We start from the raw sequence: 17,800 nt of genomic DNA, 5'->3' as shown, positions 1-17,800 counted from the left end.
GCGCTTTGTTTCCGCCCTCTGTCGAATTCACATTGCCTGTTGGCACGCAGGCAGGAATGTCGCGGGATCGACGGCAACACGGTCCTGCCGAACCTCGAATATGAGTGAGCGGTTTTCATCCGACTGATCGCCCACATCCGCGATGACCTGCCCCCTGGTGACGACAGCACCTTCCCGGACAAGGACTCGTCCCGTGTTGCCATACGCGGTCAGAAGGTGACTATCGTGCTTAATCACGATCAGTTTTCCGTACGCCTTGACCTGGCTACCGACGTACACGACCCGGCCGCCTCGCGCGGCACGTACAGGAGCACCAGGAGCGACGGCAATCACCATATTTCTGGAGCCGTCCGTTCCGTACGCTTTCAGAACCGGACCGTTCGCCGGCCACGCGAGTTCGTGCTTTCCGGCGTTGTTTCCTCCGGGCTGCGCTTCGCACGCTGGCGCAGAGGGTGCCGCGACTGCCCCTGCGACCGGCGCGACGCGCAACAGTTGACCCGTTACGAGAGTCGAGTCGACGGACATACTGTTCCACTGGGCGATCAACGATGGATCGCGCGAGAGCCCGGACGCCACCGATGAGACAGTGTCGCCACTGTTGGCACGGTAGTATCCAGCGCGTGCTGGAAAAAGTGCTTCGCGTGCGAATGTACCCGCCTGCGGCTCACAACCGGGTGATCCAGCCGTGCTAGTGCAACCACTCGCCAGGAGCGCGCTGGCACAAAGCACTGGAATCGCGAAGCGTGCACGGCGTCGCAGAAGGTCAATTGCAACGCATCTATCGCCGATCTTTATATTCATCCCGAGGCCCAAATCTCGAAGTGGTGTCGCTTTCATGTGGAGCTACGCGTCGTGTTTGGCTGCCGGCGTGTTCGACGGATCGCGCTCTTGCCTGTCTGCTCCGGAACAGGGCTGCTCCTGGAACTGACCATGATTGCAACCCCGATTGCGACGCTTGCCGCCGCGCTGGTGGAAGGTGTGCGCGAGCCCCCAATAGCTTCTGTCGAGCTGCGGGTGACGCATGACTGGCGTCAACGGCGTGTCGGCCGCGTGGGACACGTTGCGCTCCGGCACGTTCTTCATGACAGTGTGCGCAGCGCACGAAATGGCGACGCAGATACACGCGAGCAAAAACAGGATGACGCTGCGTTTCATGATTGAGGTGGTGAACTCAAGACAAACTAAAGCGCGCATCGTATATCGACTATTCACGTCTTCTTTCGTCCCCTTCTCGGATTTAATCATCCTTTACGAATTAGATTGAAGACAGCGGCTCATCGCTGAAAATGATTCCGTTTTAAATCACTCAATTGCCAAGTTTCGTCAAAAGCGGATCTTCGCGCGATGACGATTGCAGCCGGGTCTTTTGCATTCGTCATGGAGCTTCAATACCCGAAATTCCGCTTGACCCGACTACCGTAGTCACCTTCATGATCGACGTTCTGTTTAACGAACATTGTGTCGAACCGTGGAAACGACCCACCATCTCACCGACGACGCCTTTCTCGAAGCCTTCCTCACTTGCCAGTTGCCACCGGCTGCGTTCAATCATCGCAATCATCTGCGTGTAACGTGGATTCACTTGCAGCGTAACCCGCTGGAAGAGGCCATTGAGCGGACCTGTGCCGGCATTGCGCAATACGCTGCGCATCTCGGCGCGCCGGATCGATACCACCGTACAATGACCGAAGCGCTGATCCGGCTCATGGCGCATGCCGGCGCGTCGAATCCATGGCATTCGTTCGAGGGATTTCTTGCCCATGCACCGGTGTTTACCGGCGATTGCCGCGCGCTTGTCGCCGAACACTACTCGCCCGAATTGCTGGCCCGGCCCGAAGCGCGATGTGGCTTTCTCTCACCCGACCGACTTCCCTTGCCGTCATGACACGCACCAGGTTCACTTTAGGACGACTGGCACGCGAGGCAGGACTCTCGCGCTCCTCGCTCCTGCACCACGAAGCGCTCGGCTTGCTGATGCCGGTCGCTCGCAGCACCGCGGGCTACCGGCTCTACGACGAGACACAACACGAGCGCCTGCGCGCAATCTGCGCCTACCGGGCCGCGGGGCTGCCATTGGCCGCAATACGCGACATACTCGAGAGCGAGGGCAACGCCGCGGCACAGATCCTCGAAGCGCATTTAATGGCATTGACGGCGGAGATTTCGCGTCTCAAGGAACGTCAAAAGGTCATTGCAACGTTGCTCGCGCAACCATCGTTTCGCCGGGGTGGCAAGCAACGTGGCAAGAACGCATGGGTTGCGATGCTGCGTTGCGCAGGCTTCGACGAGGCCGAGATGGACAGATGGCATGCCGGGTTCGAGGCGGAAAACCCAGACTCGCACGCAGCGTTTCTGGTTTCGCTCGGGCTGACACGCGAAGAGGTGAAAGCAATCCGCCGGCGCGCGAAACTCACGGGCAGCGCAGCCACAGGCCGCGCAGGCTCGTGAAGGTCATTGACCGTCAAAGCCCGGAATGTGCGCCACCGCACGTTTTCACGCGACTCCGCCGGGCGTCGTTACGCTTGCCCGCCTAATCTGCAGCAACCGGCTTTCCCATCCCATCTTCCAGCCAGGAGGCTTTCATCCCATGCATGAGACAAGCGGTATAGTTCGCGCGTTTATCGAGGAAGTCCTCAATCAAGGGCAGATCGACGCCGCCGACCGGTATTTCTGGGAGGACATGGTCGAGCAGGTGCCGTTCCCCGGGCAGGGTCCGGGAATCGAGGGCCTCAAGGATGTCGTGCGAGGGATGCGAGCCGCGTTCCCGGACATGCATTGGCGCGTCGAGGAACAACTCACCGAGGGTGACCGCGTGCTGACCCGCTTCGAGTGGACGGGCACGCACAAGGGAGCGTTCCTCGGCGTGGACGCTACGGGACGCTCCATCAAGGTATGGGGCATGGTCATCGACCGCTTTCAGGAAGACAGGATCAAGGAAACGCGCCTCATCATGGACACACTCGGGTTGATGATCCAGCTAGGCGCGGTTCGTCCACCGGGCCAATGAAGCCGCGAAAGCCGGGATGGCCCTTTGACCGACCGCAGGTGCTATCCCGACATGCGGCCATCCCCACTTGCTACATGGACCGCATGCACGCCTCATGCAGCACATTGAGCCTGCGCACCGGGTCCGCCACGTAAGGATTGCTCTCGTCCCACGCGTAGCCCGCCAGTACCGAGCTAATCATCCGACGGATCAAGGGCGTCTGGCGCGGGTAGTAAATGATGTCCTGCAACTCGCCCGTGTACCAGCGCTCGACGAACGCTCGGAATGTGTCGATACCCTTGCGCAGCGGCACGTCGTATTCAGTCTGCCAGTCCACCGCCGCGCCGCCGAGCGCGCGCTCGAGCACCTTCGCGGCCAGATGCGCCGAACGCAGCGCTATCGTGACACCCGAAGAAAACACCGGATCGAGAAACTCGCCAGCGTTACCGAGCAGCGCATAGCCTGGCCCATGCAGTCGTTCCACGTTGGCCGAATAGCCGCCGATCTGGTTCACGGGCATGAGAAACGGTGCGTCGCCGATCAGGCGGTTCAGGGTCGGCTCCTTGCGAATGAGCGCGCGCAGCCGCGCCTCGCGTTCCGCCTGGGGCACGTCGAGGAAAGCGGCGTCGGCGACGCAGCCAACCGACGAGCGGCCGCCCGCGAGCGGGATCATCCAGAACCATACGTCGCGGCGCTCGGGGTGCGTCGCGATGCAAATCTTGTTGCGATCGAAGGCGTCCAGCGGCAGGCCGTCGCGCACATGACTGAAGATCGCGGCACGCGTGGGCAGACCGGTTGGCGCCTCCAGATTCAGGAGGCGCGGCAGCACGCGGCCAAAGCCGCTCGCGTCGAGCACGAAACGCGCGTGCACTTCATAGCGCGCCTCGCTTTCGTCGACGACTTCCAGCATCGGCGCGTCGCCCGTGCGCATGGCGACCACGGTGTGACCGAAGCGCACTTCTGCGCCCTGCTGCGCGGCACAGTTGATCAGCAGCTCGTCGAATTTCGCACGCTCCACCTGGTATGTCGTGCCCCAGCCCGCCGAATGCTTGTCACGAAAGTCGTACGACGTCCCCTGATCGCGCCATACGAAATGCGCGCCGTTCTTGTACTGAAAGCCAGCTTCCACTACCGCCTGCAACATGCCGGCCTCTTCGAGGTACGCCATGCTTTGCGGCAGGAGGCTCTCGCCAATCGAAAAGCGCGGGAAATGCTGGCGCTCCAGCACGAGCACCGAACGCCCGGCCTTGCGCAATAACGCCGCCGCTACCGCGCCCGAGGGGCCCGCGCCGATGATCGCCACATCGACGGCTTCGCGTCGCGTGGATGGGGTCATAACTGCTTCTCCAGTGCTCTCTGCCATAGTCCTATCCCTTCTGTGCGTCTTGTTACGTCCTGTTACGTCTTGTATGCCCAATGCAAGCGCACTGCGCTGCGTGACGCCGTGATTTTGACATCCCTCGCACCGCCCTTGCATTTGCAATGCCTATTCTCATCAACGAGGCCCTTCGCCAATATCGATAAAATATATCGGTATCCAAATCAAACTGATATTAGTCAGATTTCTTGAATTGGAATCCTTATTAATTTTGCGAAAGCTTTCCGTGACTGATCCGCAGGCGTTACACCTGGTCACGTGACGGTGGTTTGAGGGAGGCCAGGCGCGCGACTTTAATCTCGCGGTCGGAACACAAAGGAAGGATTTGATGTGATTGGCCCTCCCGCGCGAATGACGGCAACGGGAGGGAGAGCGATAGGCCGTTAGAACACGCCCGAAATCACTCGTATTCGCAACGCGCCGCGCTTATTCACGTGGACAGTGGGATGGACCTGGCAGACTTAAAACGCTGGATGGAGAGATGGACTCACCGAAGCCCCCTTTGCGACCGGGAAGACAAGCGCCGAAATAATTTGAGACGATTTGTTACGCATCAATCGTCTCATTTGAATCAATAATTTAAATACTCGGCACACGCTTGTATCGGCCCGGACAGACCCGCTCCAGACGCGACGTCGCCAAGTCGATGGTTGCGCGCGACATGGGCTACGATAGGCCCTACCCCCAGCCTCTAATAACCCGAGCCCCTATTCCTCCAATCGCCATTTGATGCTTTCCCTCTCCACCATCGGGCTGATGGTCTCGGGCTGCGCGATCGTGCTGCTCATGCCGGGGCCGACCAACACCCTGCTCGCCGCCGCCGGTTTGAGGCAGGGTCTGCGGCACAGCGCGCATTTGACCGCCGCCGAACTGGCCGGCTACCTGGTGTCGATAACCGTCTGGGGGCTTTGCTTTACCCATGCGTCGCATTCGCTGAGCTGGCTGCCGAACGTTCTGCGCGTGGCCAGCAGCCTTTATCTCGCGTGGCTCGCCTTGCGTCTCTGGTTCACGGCAAACTCGATCGAAACGTCGGCAAACGGCGTGATCGGTATGCGCACGCTGTTCAGCGCCACGGTGCTCAATCCCAAGGCCATTTTGTTCGCCGGATCGATTTTTCCGCCCGCGGCGTTCGCGAGCGTCATTGCGTGGCTCCAGGCCATGGCGATCTTCGCGGTCTTGCTGATCCCCATTGGCCTGACGTGGATCGCCATCGGCGCCGCGCCGCGCAATGGGCGTGCGCCGTTCATTCGTCCGGCGTTCTTTCAGCGTTGCGCGTCCGTCGTAGTGGGCGCCTTTTCCGTGTCGCTCATGTGGGCGCTCGCCCACTGACGCTACCGCGTCGTTACCAACCTCAAGCCGCCTGTGGCGGAACGAGTTCGGCGACGCTGCGCCAGCGGCTGCCGGCCGATCCAGCGAGGCGCTGCAGCGCTTCGGCTTCGTGCACGCCGCACTCCACCGGAAAAGACTTCGCTGCGTACGCGGCAAGCCAGAGGGTCCGCATCACGCCATCCGTGAACGTAACGTACGGCACAACGGCGCTCGCCTGGCAGCTGACCTCAGCAAGCGGCACGGGGTCGTGCTCGCCGAAACTGAAGCCCTCGGCGGCCAGTTCGAAGCGCGGGTGCGCTCGCCATGTCTGCGGATTTCCACTTGCCAGAATTGCCAGATTTGCCAGCCCCGCGTGCTCGCAGCGCGGCGCGTCCCGCCATAGCCTGAGCAGGCGCGCGCAGTCCACTTCGACCACGGCCCGTTCCTCGTTGCCGTAGTTCGAGCGGCTCACCGACAGATACACGTCGGCGACCGACGTATGCACGCGAAAAAGCGCGCCACGCTGCCCATTCCACGCGCTCGCCCGCACACCCAGGTAACTCTCCATCTCCGCTCCCGATTAGCCACCGCCCTATGCTTGCCTTGAAAAAAAACGGGGGATAGGAGGAATGCGACAGCCATCAGGGCAAAAGCGGTCTTCTTCGAGTTGGCGCCGGGTTTGGCGCTGATTTGGCGTATTCATTCTCGCGATACAGCGCGTGGGTTCTATGTGCCGCGTGCCGATTGGTGGCTTACTTGCGCCATCACGCCAGCGCCCCGGCACGAGCCGCAAGATGCACCGGGCGCACCACGACACGAGGAGAACGCGCATGCCCACCGAAGACCCGCAGCACCGCTATGTGCTCACGCTGTCCTGCCCCGCCGCCGCGGGGCAGGTTGCCGCGGTCGCCGGCTTTCTCGACGCGCACCGCGGCTATATCGACGAACTCACGGTATTCGACGACGACATCAGCACGCGCTTTTTCCTGCGCTGCGTCTTTCACGAGGTCGTGCAGGCTGGCGCGGGCGAGCGCTTCGATCTCGCGAGCCTGCGCGACGAGTTCGCGAGCGTCGGCCGCAGGCACGAGATGACCTGGGCCATCCACGATCTGCGGGTGCGTCCCAAAGTGCTCATCATGGTCTCCAGGCTCGAACACTGTCTTGCCGACCTGTTGTTTCGCTGGCGTATGGGCGAGTTGCAAATGGACATTGCGGGCATTGCCTCGAATCACCGCGATTTCGAACCGCTCGCAAAACAGCACGACCTGCCGTTTCACTATCTTCCCGTTACGCCGGAAACACGCCGCGAACAGGAAGCCGCGATCCTCGACCTGTTCGACTCGACCGGTTCGGAGCTGCTGATTCTGGCGCGCTACATGCAGATTCTTTCCGACGAGACGAGCCAGAAGCTCGCCGGCCGCGCCATCAACATCCACCATTCTTTCCTGCCTGGCTTCAAGGGCGCGCGCCCCTATCACCAGGCGCACGTGCGCGGGGTCAAGCTGATCGGCGCGACGGCTCACTTCGTCACCGACGATCTCGACGAAGGCCCGATCATCGAGCAGGAGGTGCAGCGGGTCGACCACTCGCTGAACCCCGAGCGTCTATTGGCCGTCGGGCGCGACGTGGAATGCGTGACGCTCGCGCGCGCGGTGCGGGTATTTCTCGAGCGCCGGGTCTTCATCAACGACGGGCGCACCGTCGTGCTGTGAGCGGGGCGTGGGCGTTCATGCCGCCGCATTGCGGTGGCGGCGCTGCGCCTGCGCCACCAGCGCGGCGAACGGGCGCTCGCTCATCTTGCTGGCCACCCGTTGCGCGTAGTCGTGATGCCGCTGCTCGAGCGCCGCGCCCACGCAGCGCGCCTGCAGATAGCGCAGCAGCCCGATGCGCCCGTGCCCGCGCGCCATGCTCTGCTCCAGCAGCGCGAGCGCGGCTTGCGCGTCGCCGTGACAGGCGCGTTTGTTGAGTTCGACGGTTTCGGTGCGCGGCATGAAAGCAGGCCTCGTGGATGGTTTCGGCGTGGGGCGCGTGCCCACTAGCGAGTTGACCAAAGCGGCGGCGCAGCCGCTAGAACGAACGCGCCACGGCGACGGAACCGCCCCGCCATGCGGGGTGTATTCCCTGAACATCCCGCTGATTTCGCATTTGCGAAGATCGATGGCGGAAAACGACAAGCGCCGCGGGGCCATATCGGGGATGCTTGGCTGAACTCGCATCGCCGCTTTCCTGAGCCTCCATGTCCGACACACTCGCCACCGCCGTTTCTTTCGACGCCGCTCCCAAGGAGCGCATCCGTTTCGGCATCGTGCTGCTGCCGAACTTCACGCTGACCGCGTTCTCCGGTTTCGTCGACATGCTGCGTCTGTCCGCCGATGAAGGCGACTACAGCAAGCCGGTGCGCTGCTCGTGGCGCGTGATCGGCGAAACGCTCGCACCCGTGCGTGCGAGTTGCGGCATTCAGATCGCGCCGTGGGAGACCTTTGCCGACGCCGAGCCAGTCGACTATCTGGTGGTCGTGGGCGGACTGCTCCACTCTGGCCCGCACGCGAGCGAAGCCACGCTGCAGTACATCCGCCGCGCGGCCAGCGGCGAGACGACAGTGGTCGGGATCTGCACGGGCGTGTTCGCACTCATGCGCGCCGGCGTGCTGGAAGGCCACCGTATTTGCGTGAGCTGGTTTCACTATTGGGACTTCATCGAGCGCTTCCCAAACGTCAATGCCGACGCCATCGTTGCCGACCGCCTGTTCGCCATCGACCGCCGCCGCATCACGTGCTCGGGCGGGCGTGCATCGATCGACGTCGCCGCCGCCATTTTGCTGCGCCACTTCGACCACGCGACCGTGCAAAAGGCGCTGCGCATTCTGCTGGTCGGCGAAATGCAGAAGGGCAATGCACCCCAGCCGCACCCGCCAGGCCTCGAACCCGCCACGCACCCGAAGGTCAAGCGCGCCGTGCTGTTGATGGAGCAGCAGGTTGGCCGCAACGTGCCGCTGGAAGAACTGGCCTGCAAGCTGAACCTCTCGCCGCGGCAGCTCGAACGGCTCTTCAAGGCGGAAACCGGCAAGAGCCCGCGCGCGTTCGCCAATGTCCTGCGCCTGCGCACTGCCGCCTGGCTGCTCACGAGTTCGGACCGCACCGTCGCCGATATTGCGTCGAGTTGCGGCTTTTCGGACGCCTCGCATCTGGGCCGCGAGTTCCGCAAGCAGTTCGGTGTGCCGCCCGTCATGTTTCGCGCGCAACGCAGCGGGCAGGACGCCACGCAGTTGGCAGACCTCGATGCGCTGTTGCGCAACGACGCTGCATTGGCCGAACCCGCCGACGGCATCGGCATCAACGCTTCGTTACACTAACTTTTCATTCCGCCCCGCGCCGCTCATGGCTTGGCGCATGTCCGAACTGCACCCGGTACGCCTTGCTGAAGTGGCACGGTGAATTGAACCCACAAATTGCCGTCACATGCGAGATCGAGGTATCGGTCGTGCGCAGCAATTCACGCGCGCGCTTCAGGCGCAACGTGAGGTAGTAATGAGTTGGCGAGACGTTCAGATACGCCTTGAACATCCGCTGCAAATGCCGTTGCGAAAGCCGCACGAGGCGCGCCAGTTCCTCCAGCGAGAGCGGCTCCTTGATATTCGCCTCCATCAGCCGCACGACCTCCACCAGTTCGGCGCGCGAAAAGCCCACGCGCGCATCGACGGGTATGGGCTGCAGATCGGTCGAGCCGCGAATGCGTTCGAGGATGAACTGTTCGGACACCTTGGCGGCAAGACTTTGCCCAAGGCGTGCGCCAACGAGATCGAGCATCAGGTCGAGCGGCGCGGTGCCGCCCGTGCAGGTAAGGCGGTCGCGATCGACGACGAACAACTCATCGGCGAAGCGCACGCGCGGAAACTCTTCGTGCAGGACCGTGAGATCCTCCCAATGCACGGCGCAGCGATAACCGTCCAGCAACCCGCTCGCCATCAGCGCGTAAGCGCCGGTGCAGATGCCGCCAAGCGGCACGCCCTGCTGCGCCACCATGGCGAGCGTGGCGCGCACGCCTTCGCTCATGATCTCGCGAATGCGAATGCCGCCGCACACGATCAGCACGTCGGGCAGGCACGCCGGGTCGAGCGCTTGCGCGGGGCGCACCGTGATGCCGTTGCTTGCACGGGCCGGTGCGCCGTCGAGCGAGTAGATCGACCAGCGGTAATGGTCGGCGCGCCCCACGTAGTTCGCCATGCGCAGAACCTCGACCGCGCTCGAAAACGCGATCATCGAGAAGTTCTGCAAGGTCAGGAAACCGAAATGCCTGAGAGACGATGCCGTGCGCGTTTCGGGCTCGGGCACGGCGATGTCGGTCGTCACATTGCGCTCCTCGGGAACGGCGGTTGATCGTGTTATTTCAACGGTTATGCCTCGACGACGGCGGGCCGCACGCGCATCAGATGCTTGAGCCCCGAGAACAACGGTGCTTTCACAGCGCCCGGTGCGCGGCCAAAGCTTTCGGTGATGCGGTCGAGAATGATGGCGAGCAGCACGACGGAGAGTCCGCTTTCGAAACCCAGGCCAATATCCAGCCGCTGAATGCTTGCGAGCACATCGTTGCCAAGACCGCCCGCGCCTACCATCGAAGCGATGATGACCATGGAAAGCGCCATCATGATGGTCTGGTTCACGCCCTGCATGATGGAGGGCAGCGCATTCGGGAACTGCACCTTGTACAGCAACTGCCACGGCGTGCAGCCGAACGCCTGCCCGGCTTCCACGATCTCGCGGTTCACGTGCTTGATGCCGAGGCTCGTGAGGCGCACCGCGGGCGGCATGGCGAAAATCACGGTGGAGAGAATGCCGGGCACGCGGCCAAGGCCAAACAGCATCGCGGCGGGAATCAGATAGACGAAGGCCGGCATGGTCTGCATCAGATCGAGTATGGGCCGCACGATGGTCTGCACGAGCTTGCTCTTCGCCGTCCAGATGCCGAGCGGAATGCCGATCACGAGGCTGATCACCGTTGATGAGAGCGTGAGGCCAAGCGTCACGACGGTCTGATCCCAGAAGCCGGTCGCGTAGATCAGCAATAGCGAGCACGTTGCAAAGATTGCGAAGCGCCAGCCCACGCGCCACAGGCCGATCGCGATGAAGAGCGCCATGAGCGCCCACATGGGGATGGCCTGCAAGCCGTGCTCGACGAGTGCGGCGAAGCCCTCGATCGCCCGGCCGACGGCGTCGAAACTGTTGGCGTCGTGGTCGAGCAGATAGTGAACCGACTGATCGACCCACTGGCCGACGGGAATGATCTCAGACATGGGCACCTCGATTACGCGTAATGACCTTCAGAACGGCGGCCTGATCGATGGAGCCGCAGTAACGGCCCTCGTCGTCGACTACGGGCAACGCCGTCGTGTTCGCGCACACGCGCGTAACGACCTGCTCCAGCGGCATGCCGAGTGAAATGCATTCGACTTTCCTGAGCGATGGCTGCGCGGCACCGATCGCATCGCGCGTGACGAAGCCGCTGATGCGCCGCTGAGCGTCCAGCACGAAGGCGTATTCGGCGCTGCCGTTGAGCGACGACGCCACGCTCTTCGCGTCGAGCGAGCGAATGAGCGGCACGGCTTCGCGCTGCATGAGGTCGCCTGCCGTGAGATACCGGCTCGTGTCCACGCCGTCGAAGAATGCGCGCACGTAGTCATCGGCAGGATTGCTGATGATTTCCTGCGGCGTGCCGATCTGCACGATGCGCCCGCCTTCCATGATCGCGATGCGGCTGCCAATGCGCAGCGCCTCCTCGAGGTCGTGCGAGACGAACATGATCGTGCGGCGCTGCTCCTTTTGCAGTTGCAGCAGCACGTTCTGCATTTCCTTGCGCTTGAGCGGATCGAGCGCGGAAAACGCTTCGTCCATGATCATGAGAGAAGGATTCACCGCGAGCGCGCGAGCGAGACCCACACGCTGCTGCATGCCCCCCGAAAGCTCGGCGGGCAGCTTCTGCGCAAATGCCGCGAGGCCGACCTGCTCCAGCACGGTGAGCGCGCGCCGCTCGCGTTCCTTGCGCCCTACGCCCGCCACTTCGAGACCGAACGCGGCGTTCGCGAGCACGCTGCGCTGCGGCATGAGCGCGAACGACTGGAACACCATGCTCATGTCGGTGCGGCGCAGCGAGACCAGCTCCGAGCGCCGCACGGCGGCGATATCGCGCCCGTCGATGATGACCTTGCCGGCGGTGGGCTCCACGAGCCGGTTGATGAGCCGGATCAGCGTGGACTTGCCCGAGCCGGAAAGCCCCATCAGCACGAAAATCTCGCCCTCGTGCACCTCGAACGACGCGTTGTTCACGCCGAGCACATAGCCGGTCTTCGCGAATAGCTCGTCCTTTGTTGCGCCCTTCGCGAGCAGCTCACGTGCAAGCTTCGGGTTGGGCCCGAACACCTTGCATAGTCCATCGACCACGATCTTGGGGGATTTCATCGACTCCGTCTCCTCGAACGGCAGGCGCCGGCCCGCACGGTATGTCTACATGGTTGCCAGAAAAAGCCCTGCCGGGATGGCGAATTGCGACAGACGCTTACGCAAAAGCGACACGGCGCCGCATCAGGAAAATCATGTGCTGCACGTGCACAATCGCACTGCGCGCGCCCCGCAACGGGCACGGGTCTGGCAGGGCCACGGCGGGCCCCCTGCCGTTTTTTGCGCTGACGATTACTGCGTGGCCGCCCACGCATTCACGCGGTCGCCGTGCGCGGCGATCCACGTGTCGGCGGCGGCGTCGGGCTTCTCACCGTTCTGGATCGCCAGCATCACGCTGTCGATCTCGCCCGGTTTCCACTGAAAGTTCTTCAGGAACGCCACCACCTGCGGAGCCTTCTTCTCCAGTTCGGGGTTGGCCACGTTGTCCACGTGTTCGGCTGCGCCGTACACGTTCTTCGGATCGTCGAGGAAGCGCAGCTTGTACTTGGCGAACATCCAGTGCGGGGTCCAGCCCGTGACGATCACAGGCTTTTTCGAACCCACGGAGCGCGCCAGCTCAGCCGTCATCGCGCTGCCCGAACTGGGCATCACGCTGTAGCTGAGGTCATATTGCTTGACCGCCTCGTCGGTCTTGCGCATCACGCCCGCGCCCGCGTCGATGCCGACGATGCGTCCGCCGAACGCCGACTTGTCCGCGTTGAGATCGGCAATGCTCTTCGCACTCACGTAGTCAGGCACCACGAGGCCGATCTTCGCGCCCGGGAAGTTCGTGCCGAGATCGACCACCTTGTCCTTGAATTGCGCCCAGTACGCGCCCTGTGTGACGGGCAGCCAGGCGGAAAGCGTCGCGTCGAGATCGCCGCGCGCCACGCCCTGCCACATGATGCCGGCGGCGACGGGCACGAGCTGCACCGGATAGCCATAGCGCTTCTCGATGATGCGCGCGGCCACGTTCGAAGTCGCCACGCTGTCGTCCCAGCCTTCGACATAACCGATCTTCAAGGTTGGCTTGCCGTCGGCAAACGCCGGGGCGCTCATGCTCACCATCGCCGATAACACACCGGTCCAAAAAAATTTTCCAGCCCGCTTCATGGTCGATCTCCTGTGATATGGGCAAGCGCCCCGTGCCTATGCAGATTCGCCCGCCACAATCTGCGGCTAACGTCGATTTGCGACGTGTTCTTGTCGTTGCGCGACGCCGGCCTCATTTATCGACGACGAGGTCGGACAGCGGCTTCGAGCAGCACAGCAGCGCCATGCCTTGATCGATTTCGCGCTGGCGTATGCCACCGCTATGCTTCATCTCCACCTGCCCGGAAACGAGCTTGACCTTGCAGGTTCCGCACATGCCCTGGCTGCACGAGGAGGCCAACCGTACGCCCGCCTGGCGCGCGGCATCGAGCACGGTCTGTTGTGGACCGCATTGAATCTCGCGGCGGCTCTTCGCGAAGGTGATCTTGAAGCTGGCGGTTTCGACGGACGAATCCGATTCTGCCGGGGGTGATGTCGCCCGTTCATCCGCTTGCGCCGTAAGCGCTTCGAATGAAAAACTCTCTTCGTGGTAGCGTTCGCGCGCGAAGCCGGCTTCGTCGAGCAGATCGCGCACGGCTTTCATATACGGCGCGGGGCCACAGGTGAAGATTTCGCGCTCCATGAAGTCCGGAGCGATGAGCTTCAAGAGCGGCAGGGAAAGAAAACCTGTTACGCCCGGCCAATCGGTGCGCGCGCCCACCCTTTCGCAGACGAACGACGTGCGGAAATTCGCGCGGCTCGAAGCGATCAGTTCCAGCTCGCGCGCGAAGATGATGTCGTCGGGCGTGCGCGCGCTGTGCACGAAAACGATATCGCGGTCTTCGGCGAGATCGTGATGCGCGCGGCTCATCGACATCAGCGGCGTCACGCCGGACCCTGCGGAAAGAAACAGATACTTCGGCGCGGGGTGACGTGCACAGGTGAATTCGCCGGCCGGTCCGAGCACGCGCAGCGAAATGCCAGGGCGCAGATTGTCGTGCAGCCAGTTCGACACCTTGCCGCCGGGCACCCGCTTGACCGTAATGGAAATGGTATGAGGCCGCGCGGGCGACGACGAAATCGTATAGCAACGGTTGATGGGCTCGCCGTCGATCTCGAGTTCGAGCGTGAGGAACTGCCCCGGCTCGAACGAGAACGTGCGGCCCTGCGGCGAGCGCAGGAAAAAGCTCTTCACGTCGTGCGTTTCCTGCCATACGTGGCAGCACTCGAGGGTTTCCTCAACCTCGCTCGTCCAGCGCTCGGGCAACGCGCCCCAGAACGCCGGGCGCGTCACCCGGCTGTCGCTGAGATCGAGTGGATTGAATTGGGCCGCGTCTCGCATCATGTCAAACTCCGCTCTCTTTGCCGCATTTTTCGCTTTAAGCGCGTGCGTTATGCGCCAATCTGCCTGGCGAGGCGGCCGATATACCAGGCCGAGAACTTTTCGACGAGCCCTTCCGTGTACGGCGAATAAGGGCCCGGCTCATACGCGCTGCTCGCCGCGCCGCGCTGCGAATACTCCACGAGCGTGCGATCCTGGTTGTTGGTCGCGTTCCACACGGCGGTGAGATTCTCCACGTCGTAGTCGATCCCTTCGCGCGCGTCCTTGTGAACGAGCCAGCGCGTGCGCACGAGCGTCTCGCCCGCGGAAAGCGGAATGACCGAGAAGGACACGATGTGATCGCTCATGAAGTGATGCCATGAATTCGGCTGCGTCCAGAACGAGAGACCGCCCAGATCGGCCGTGCGGAATTCGCCGAGCAGCTTCTTCGAGGCGACCTTCGCGTCCAGCGTTTGCGACTCGCCGCAGCGGTCGAGCGGCAGGCGCTGCGTGCGAAAACCCGTTACGTCCAGCAGCTTTTCGATTTCGACCGATGGCAGGTCCATCGCTTCCCACTGCTGCGCGCGCTCGTTGCAGGTGCGCTCGAACGCATCCATGCCTTCCGCGTTGGCTTCCGTGCGTGCATAGCCGAAGCCATATTCGTAAAGGGAAATGGTCAGCTCGGGATGGTTCGCGACGCAGTGATAGCACTCGCGATTGTTTTCCATCACGAGCTTCCAGTTTCCCTTCTCGATGATGTCGACCTGCGCGGCGACCTTGCAGCCCGCCAGATCGTGCGGCAGCAAATACGGCTCCATCTCGGCGCGCATGTCCGCGAAGTCGGCGGGCGGTTCGTCGGCGAGACACACGAAGATCAGGCCCGCGAGATTTTCCACGTGCACGTTCTTGAGGCTGTGCTTGCAGCGGTCGAACTGCTCGCCCATGTGCTCGGCGAACATCAGCGCGCCGGTGAGGTTGTATGTCCAGCTGTGATACGGGCAGACGATATTGCCCACCGATCCCTTTTCTTCATTGCACAGGCGCGCACCGCGATGGCGGCAGACGTTGTGGAACGCGCGCACCTGCATGTCGTCGTCGCGCACGATCAGGATCGAGTCGCCCGCCAGATCGACGGTCACGTAGTCCCCCGGCTCGGGAATTTCCGCTTCCGTGGCGACCTCGATCCAGTGTTGCCGGAAAATCGTCTCCATATCGAGCGCGAAAATCTCCTCGCTCAGGTAGAAAGGCGCCTCCAGGCTGTACCCTTCCTGACGGCGCTCGATCAGCGCGCGAATCTCTGCCGTTACTTTCATGTGTGCTCCGGATTTTTCATCCTAGTTCGTTGCCGACACGCCAGCAAAATCAGTAGTCGATGAGTTGATGCTCCCGCAAATACGCGAGGATCACTTGTGCTTTTTCGACCGAACTCCCTTCAATTACGACGTTGCCGCCCCGGCTTTCGGTCGTGGTCGCCGAAAGCATGCGTGCGTGGCCCGAGCGCTTCTCCGCCGCGGCTAGCCGCACGGGTTTGCGCTCGATGGCGCCAACGGTCCATGCGGCGGCTTCGGTGGAATCGGTTACGTTCGCCCCCGTTGCGCGCTCGGGCCGCACCGCGCCCGCACGCAGACGCGCATAGGCGTAACGAGGCTGGGCGTTCGCGAGCGGATGCACGGCGATGACGGCGGGCAGCGCCGTCTGCACGCGCCGGCGCAGCCCTTTGGGCAGGAACTGCCGCACGACGGCGGCGCGCGTGGCGACATCGACGTCGATGTCCACGGCGCTTCCCACCATCGGCACGCCAAGCGCAGCCGCCACGCGGTACGGAAGCATGCCGCTGTCGTGCGCCCCTTCGGCGCGCGTGCCGGTCAATATGAGGTCGTAACCGCGCACGCGTTCGGCGAGCAGGCGGGCCGCGTCGCCGGTCGGCGTGCAGGCGAGCACCTCCACTTCGTGCGCGCCGAGCGCAAGGTATTCGGCGAGCGCGGGGTCGGCGGCGTCGCCCGCATGCAGCACGTCGAGACGAGCGTGATGCCGTTCCGCGAGCGTGCGCGCAAGGTCGAGCGCGAGCGCGTCGTTGCGGCTATAGCGCGGTGCGCCGCTTACCGGGTGGCGTCCGACGGAAACGAGCACCGCGATGCGCTCGATTCCACGTTGAGGATCATGGCGCGCGTTCATGCGGCGACTCCTGCGGTATGCGTTTCGTCGTGTACGGCGCTCGCCCCGCCCCGCGTTGCGCGTGCGGCTTGCACCTGTTCGATCAGCGCGGCGATGGTGCCTTGCGCGTCGCCGACTACGGTCAGATTGGCGCGCTTAGCGATCGGCGCGCTGCCGTCGAGATTCACGGCGATCACATGGCGGCAGTCCTTGATGCCCTGCAAGTGCTGCACGGCCCCCGAAATGCCGAACGCGATATACACGCTCGCCTCGACCGTCTTGCCGGTTGCGCCCACCTGCTTGTCGCGCGTGAAATGACCGTTGTCCACGGCCACGCGGCTCGCGCCAATTGCCGCGCCGAATGCGCCCGCGAGCCGGCCGAACGCCGCAATATCGGTCACGCCGTTGCCCGCCGAGACGATGAAATCGGCTTCTTCGAGCGCGACCTGGGCAGCGTCGATGGATTCGAGGCCAAGATCCTTGTATGGCGACGCGAGATCGTTAGCAGGCCGGATGAAATCGCCCGCAAGGCGTTCGCCCGCGCCGACGAATGGCAGCTTGGCATCGACGGCGTTCGCAGCAAGCAGGATCACGTCGGGCAGCGAACGCGCGGCCCACGCGCGCTTCGCCTGCTCGTACACGCCTACATGCTTCGCATCGATTTCGACTACATGCGTCGCCACGCTCGCGCCAGCGGCGGCCGCATAGCGGCGGCCGAGGTCGCCGTCACCATGAGCGTTGTCGGGCAGAAACACGTGCTTCGGGGCGAGCGCCGCCGCGCAGGCCTGCAGCGCGCGCAACTCGCTTTCCGGCGTGAACCCGCGGCGCTCGAAACCGGGCAGCTCGATCAGCTTGTCCACACCGAGCGCCCCAGCGTCGTCTTTCAGTTCGCCGAATACGAGCAGCGCCACTTCGGTTTGCGCATCGGCGAGCAGTGCGGCGGCGGCAATGGCCTGGCACGCGTGGTCGTCGAGCGCACCGCGTTCGGCGTGAGCGGCTACGAGAAAACACTGATTCGGGTTGCTAACCATACGGCGAGGCTTCGCAGCGCCGGCATGCCCGTGTTGCGTCAGCCATTGCGCGGCGCTTGCATCCGCGCTGCCGGTCTCGCCCAACGTGATGCGCCTGAGGCCCGCCGCCGTGACGACGAAGGGGCGGCGCGGATCGATTCGTTTGAGGGTATTCATCGA

The 17,800-nt window shown here is 63.2% G+C and carries 18 protein-coding genes and 3 pseudogenes; 6 read left to right on the top strand and 15 right to left on the bottom strand.

Annotation, left to right across the window (positions count from 1 at the left end; translation table 11 throughout):
- Window positions 1–27: 27 nt before the first annotated feature.
- The 3 genes from L0U83_RS19125 to L0U83_RS19115 form a co-directional block, all read right to left on the bottom strand.
- Complete coding sequence (locus L0U83_RS19125; protein WP_233885499.1) at window positions 28–525, bottom strand: murein hydrolase activator EnvC family protein; 498 nt, start codon at window positions 523–525, stop codon at window positions 28–30.
- Window positions 526–843: 318 nt separating this feature from the next.
- On the bottom strand, window positions 844–1,245 hold the full coding sequence (locus L0U83_RS19120; RefSeq protein ID WP_233885498.1) for a hypothetical protein: 402 nt from the start codon (window positions 1,243–1,245) through the stop codon (window positions 844–846).
- Between the two features lie 130 nt (window positions 1,246–1,375).
- On the bottom strand, window positions 1,376–1,807 hold the full coding sequence (locus tag L0U83_RS19115) for a hypothetical protein (RefSeq protein ID WP_233885497.1): 432 nt from the start codon (window positions 1,805–1,807) through the stop codon (window positions 1,376–1,378).
- Between the two features lie 74 nt (window positions 1,808–1,881).
- Between L0U83_RS19115 and L0U83_RS19110 the strand changes: the two genes are divergently transcribed.
- A complete protein-coding gene (locus L0U83_RS19110) occupies window positions 1,882–2,448 on the top strand; it encodes a MerR family transcriptional regulator (protein WP_233885496.1) in 567 nt (188 codons plus the stop codon).
- A 139-nt stretch (window positions 2,449–2,587) separates the two neighbouring features.
- Entirely contained in the window at window positions 2,588–3,007 is a 420-nt protein-coding gene (locus L0U83_RS19105) for an ester cyclase (RefSeq protein ID WP_233885495.1), read from the top strand.
- A gap of 70 nt (window positions 3,008–3,077) precedes the next feature.
- On the opposite strand, the gene L0U83_RS19100 is transcribed toward L0U83_RS19105, so the two are convergent.
- A complete protein-coding gene (locus L0U83_RS19100) occupies window positions 3,078–4,322 on the bottom strand; it encodes an NAD(P)/FAD-dependent oxidoreductase (RefSeq protein ID WP_233885494.1) in 1,245 nt (414 codons plus the stop codon).
- 771 nt (window positions 4,323–5,093) lie between these two features.
- Between L0U83_RS19100 and L0U83_RS19095 the strand changes: the two genes are divergently transcribed.
- Window positions 5,094–5,693, top strand: a complete 600-nt coding sequence (locus tag L0U83_RS19095; RefSeq protein ID WP_233885493.1) for a LysE family translocator — start codon at window positions 5,094–5,096, stop codon at window positions 5,691–5,693.
- Between the two features lie 22 nt (window positions 5,694–5,715).
- Here the strand turns inward: L0U83_RS19095 and L0U83_RS19090 are convergent, their stop codons facing one another.
- A complete protein-coding gene (locus L0U83_RS19090) occupies window positions 5,716–6,240 on the bottom strand; it encodes a plasmid fertility inhibition factor family protein (protein ID WP_233885492.1) in 525 nt (174 codons plus the stop codon).
- A gap of 262 nt (window positions 6,241–6,502) precedes the next feature.
- Between L0U83_RS19090 and purU the strand changes: the two genes are divergently transcribed.
- Window positions 6,503–7,384, top strand: a complete 882-nt coding sequence (gene purU, locus L0U83_RS19085) for a formyltetrahydrofolate deformylase (protein WP_233885491.1) — start codon at window positions 6,503–6,505, stop codon at window positions 7,382–7,384.
- A gap of 15 nt (window positions 7,385–7,399) precedes the next feature.
- Here purU and L0U83_RS19080 read toward each other — a convergent pair whose 3' ends face one another.
- Window positions 7,400–7,663, bottom strand: a complete 264-nt coding sequence (locus tag L0U83_RS19080) for a hypothetical protein (protein ID WP_233885490.1) — start codon at window positions 7,661–7,663, stop codon at window positions 7,400–7,402.
- Here L0U83_RS19080 and L0U83_RS19075 point away from each other — a divergent pair.
- Together L0U83_RS19075 and L0U83_RS19070 are read left to right on the top strand one after the other, a co-directional pair.
- Entirely contained in the window at window positions 7,662–7,880 is a 219-nt protein-coding gene (locus L0U83_RS19075; RefSeq protein WP_233885489.1) for a hypothetical protein, read from the top strand. The genes L0U83_RS19080 and L0U83_RS19075 overlap by 2 nt on opposite strands.
- 28 nt (window positions 7,881–7,908) lie before the next feature.
- Window positions 7,909–9,024 carry a GlxA family transcriptional regulator gene (locus tag L0U83_RS19070; protein ID WP_233885488.1) on the top strand — a complete coding sequence of 372 codons (1,116 nt, stop codon included), beginning with the start codon at window positions 7,909–7,911 and terminating at the stop codon, window positions 9,022–9,024.
- A gap of 4 nt (window positions 9,025–9,028) precedes the next feature.
- Here L0U83_RS19070 and L0U83_RS19065 read toward each other — a convergent pair whose 3' ends face one another.
- The 9 genes and pseudogenes from L0U83_RS19065 to L0U83_RS19030 all read right to left on the bottom strand — a co-directional run bounded on the left by L0U83_RS19065 (window position 9,029) and on the right by L0U83_RS19030 (window position 17,797).
- A complete protein-coding gene (locus L0U83_RS19065; protein WP_233885486.1) occupies window positions 9,029–10,021 on the bottom strand; it encodes a GlxA family transcriptional regulator in 993 nt (330 codons plus the stop codon).
- A gap of 44 nt (window positions 10,022–10,065) precedes the next feature.
- Window positions 10,066–10,962: a choline ABC transporter permease subunit gene (gene choW, locus L0U83_RS19060; RefSeq protein ID WP_233885484.1), complete on the bottom strand. Its 897-nt coding sequence runs from the start codon at window positions 10,960–10,962 to the stop codon at window positions 10,066–10,068.
- Window positions 10,955–12,237 (bottom strand): annotated as a pseudogene (locus L0U83_RS19055) (quaternary amine ABC transporter ATP-binding protein); the annotation flags it as partial. The pseudogene L0U83_RS19055 and the gene choW, both read right to left, overlap by 8 nt.
- Window positions 12,238–12,355: 118 nt before the next feature.
- Window positions 12,356–13,216, bottom strand: coding sequence for a glycine betaine ABC transporter substrate-binding protein (locus L0U83_RS19050; protein WP_233885482.1), 861 nt, complete (start codon window positions 13,214–13,216; stop codon window positions 12,356–12,358).
- A 112-nt stretch (window positions 13,217–13,328) separates the two neighbouring features.
- A pseudogene (locus L0U83_RS40830) lies at window positions 13,329–13,577 on the bottom strand (2Fe-2S iron-sulfur cluster-binding protein); the annotation flags it as partial.
- 71 nt (window positions 13,578–13,648) lie between these two features.
- Window positions 13,649–14,480: pseudogene (locus L0U83_RS19045) on the bottom strand (FAD-binding oxidoreductase); the annotation flags it as partial.
- Window positions 14,481–14,527: 47 nt separating this feature from the next.
- The gene (locus tag L0U83_RS19040; protein ID WP_233885480.1) at window positions 14,528–15,769 is read right to left on the bottom strand and encodes an aromatic ring-hydroxylating oxygenase subunit alpha; all 1,242 of its coding nucleotides are present in this window, start codon (window positions 15,767–15,769) and stop codon (window positions 14,528–14,530) included.
- A 49-nt stretch (window positions 15,770–15,818) separates the two neighbouring features.
- Window positions 15,819–16,631: an electron transfer flavoprotein subunit beta/FixA family protein gene (locus L0U83_RS19035; protein WP_233885479.1), complete on the bottom strand. Its 813-nt coding sequence runs from the start codon at window positions 16,629–16,631 to the stop codon at window positions 15,819–15,821.
- Window positions 16,628–17,797: an electron transfer flavoprotein subunit alpha/FixB family protein gene (locus L0U83_RS19030; protein ID WP_233885478.1), complete on the bottom strand. Its 1,170-nt coding sequence runs from the start codon at window positions 17,795–17,797 to the stop codon at window positions 16,628–16,630. Before L0U83_RS19030 ends, L0U83_RS19035 begins: the two co-directional genes overlap by 4 nt.
- Between the last annotated feature and the right edge of the window lie 3 nt (window positions 17,798–17,800).

Origin of the sequence: Paraburkholderia flagellata (assembly GCF_021390645.1) — a bacterium.
Lineage (GTDB): Bacteria > Pseudomonadota > Gammaproteobacteria > Burkholderiales > Burkholderiaceae > Paraburkholderia > Paraburkholderia flagellata.
This window is presented reverse-complemented; position numbering and strand designations above follow the sequence as displayed.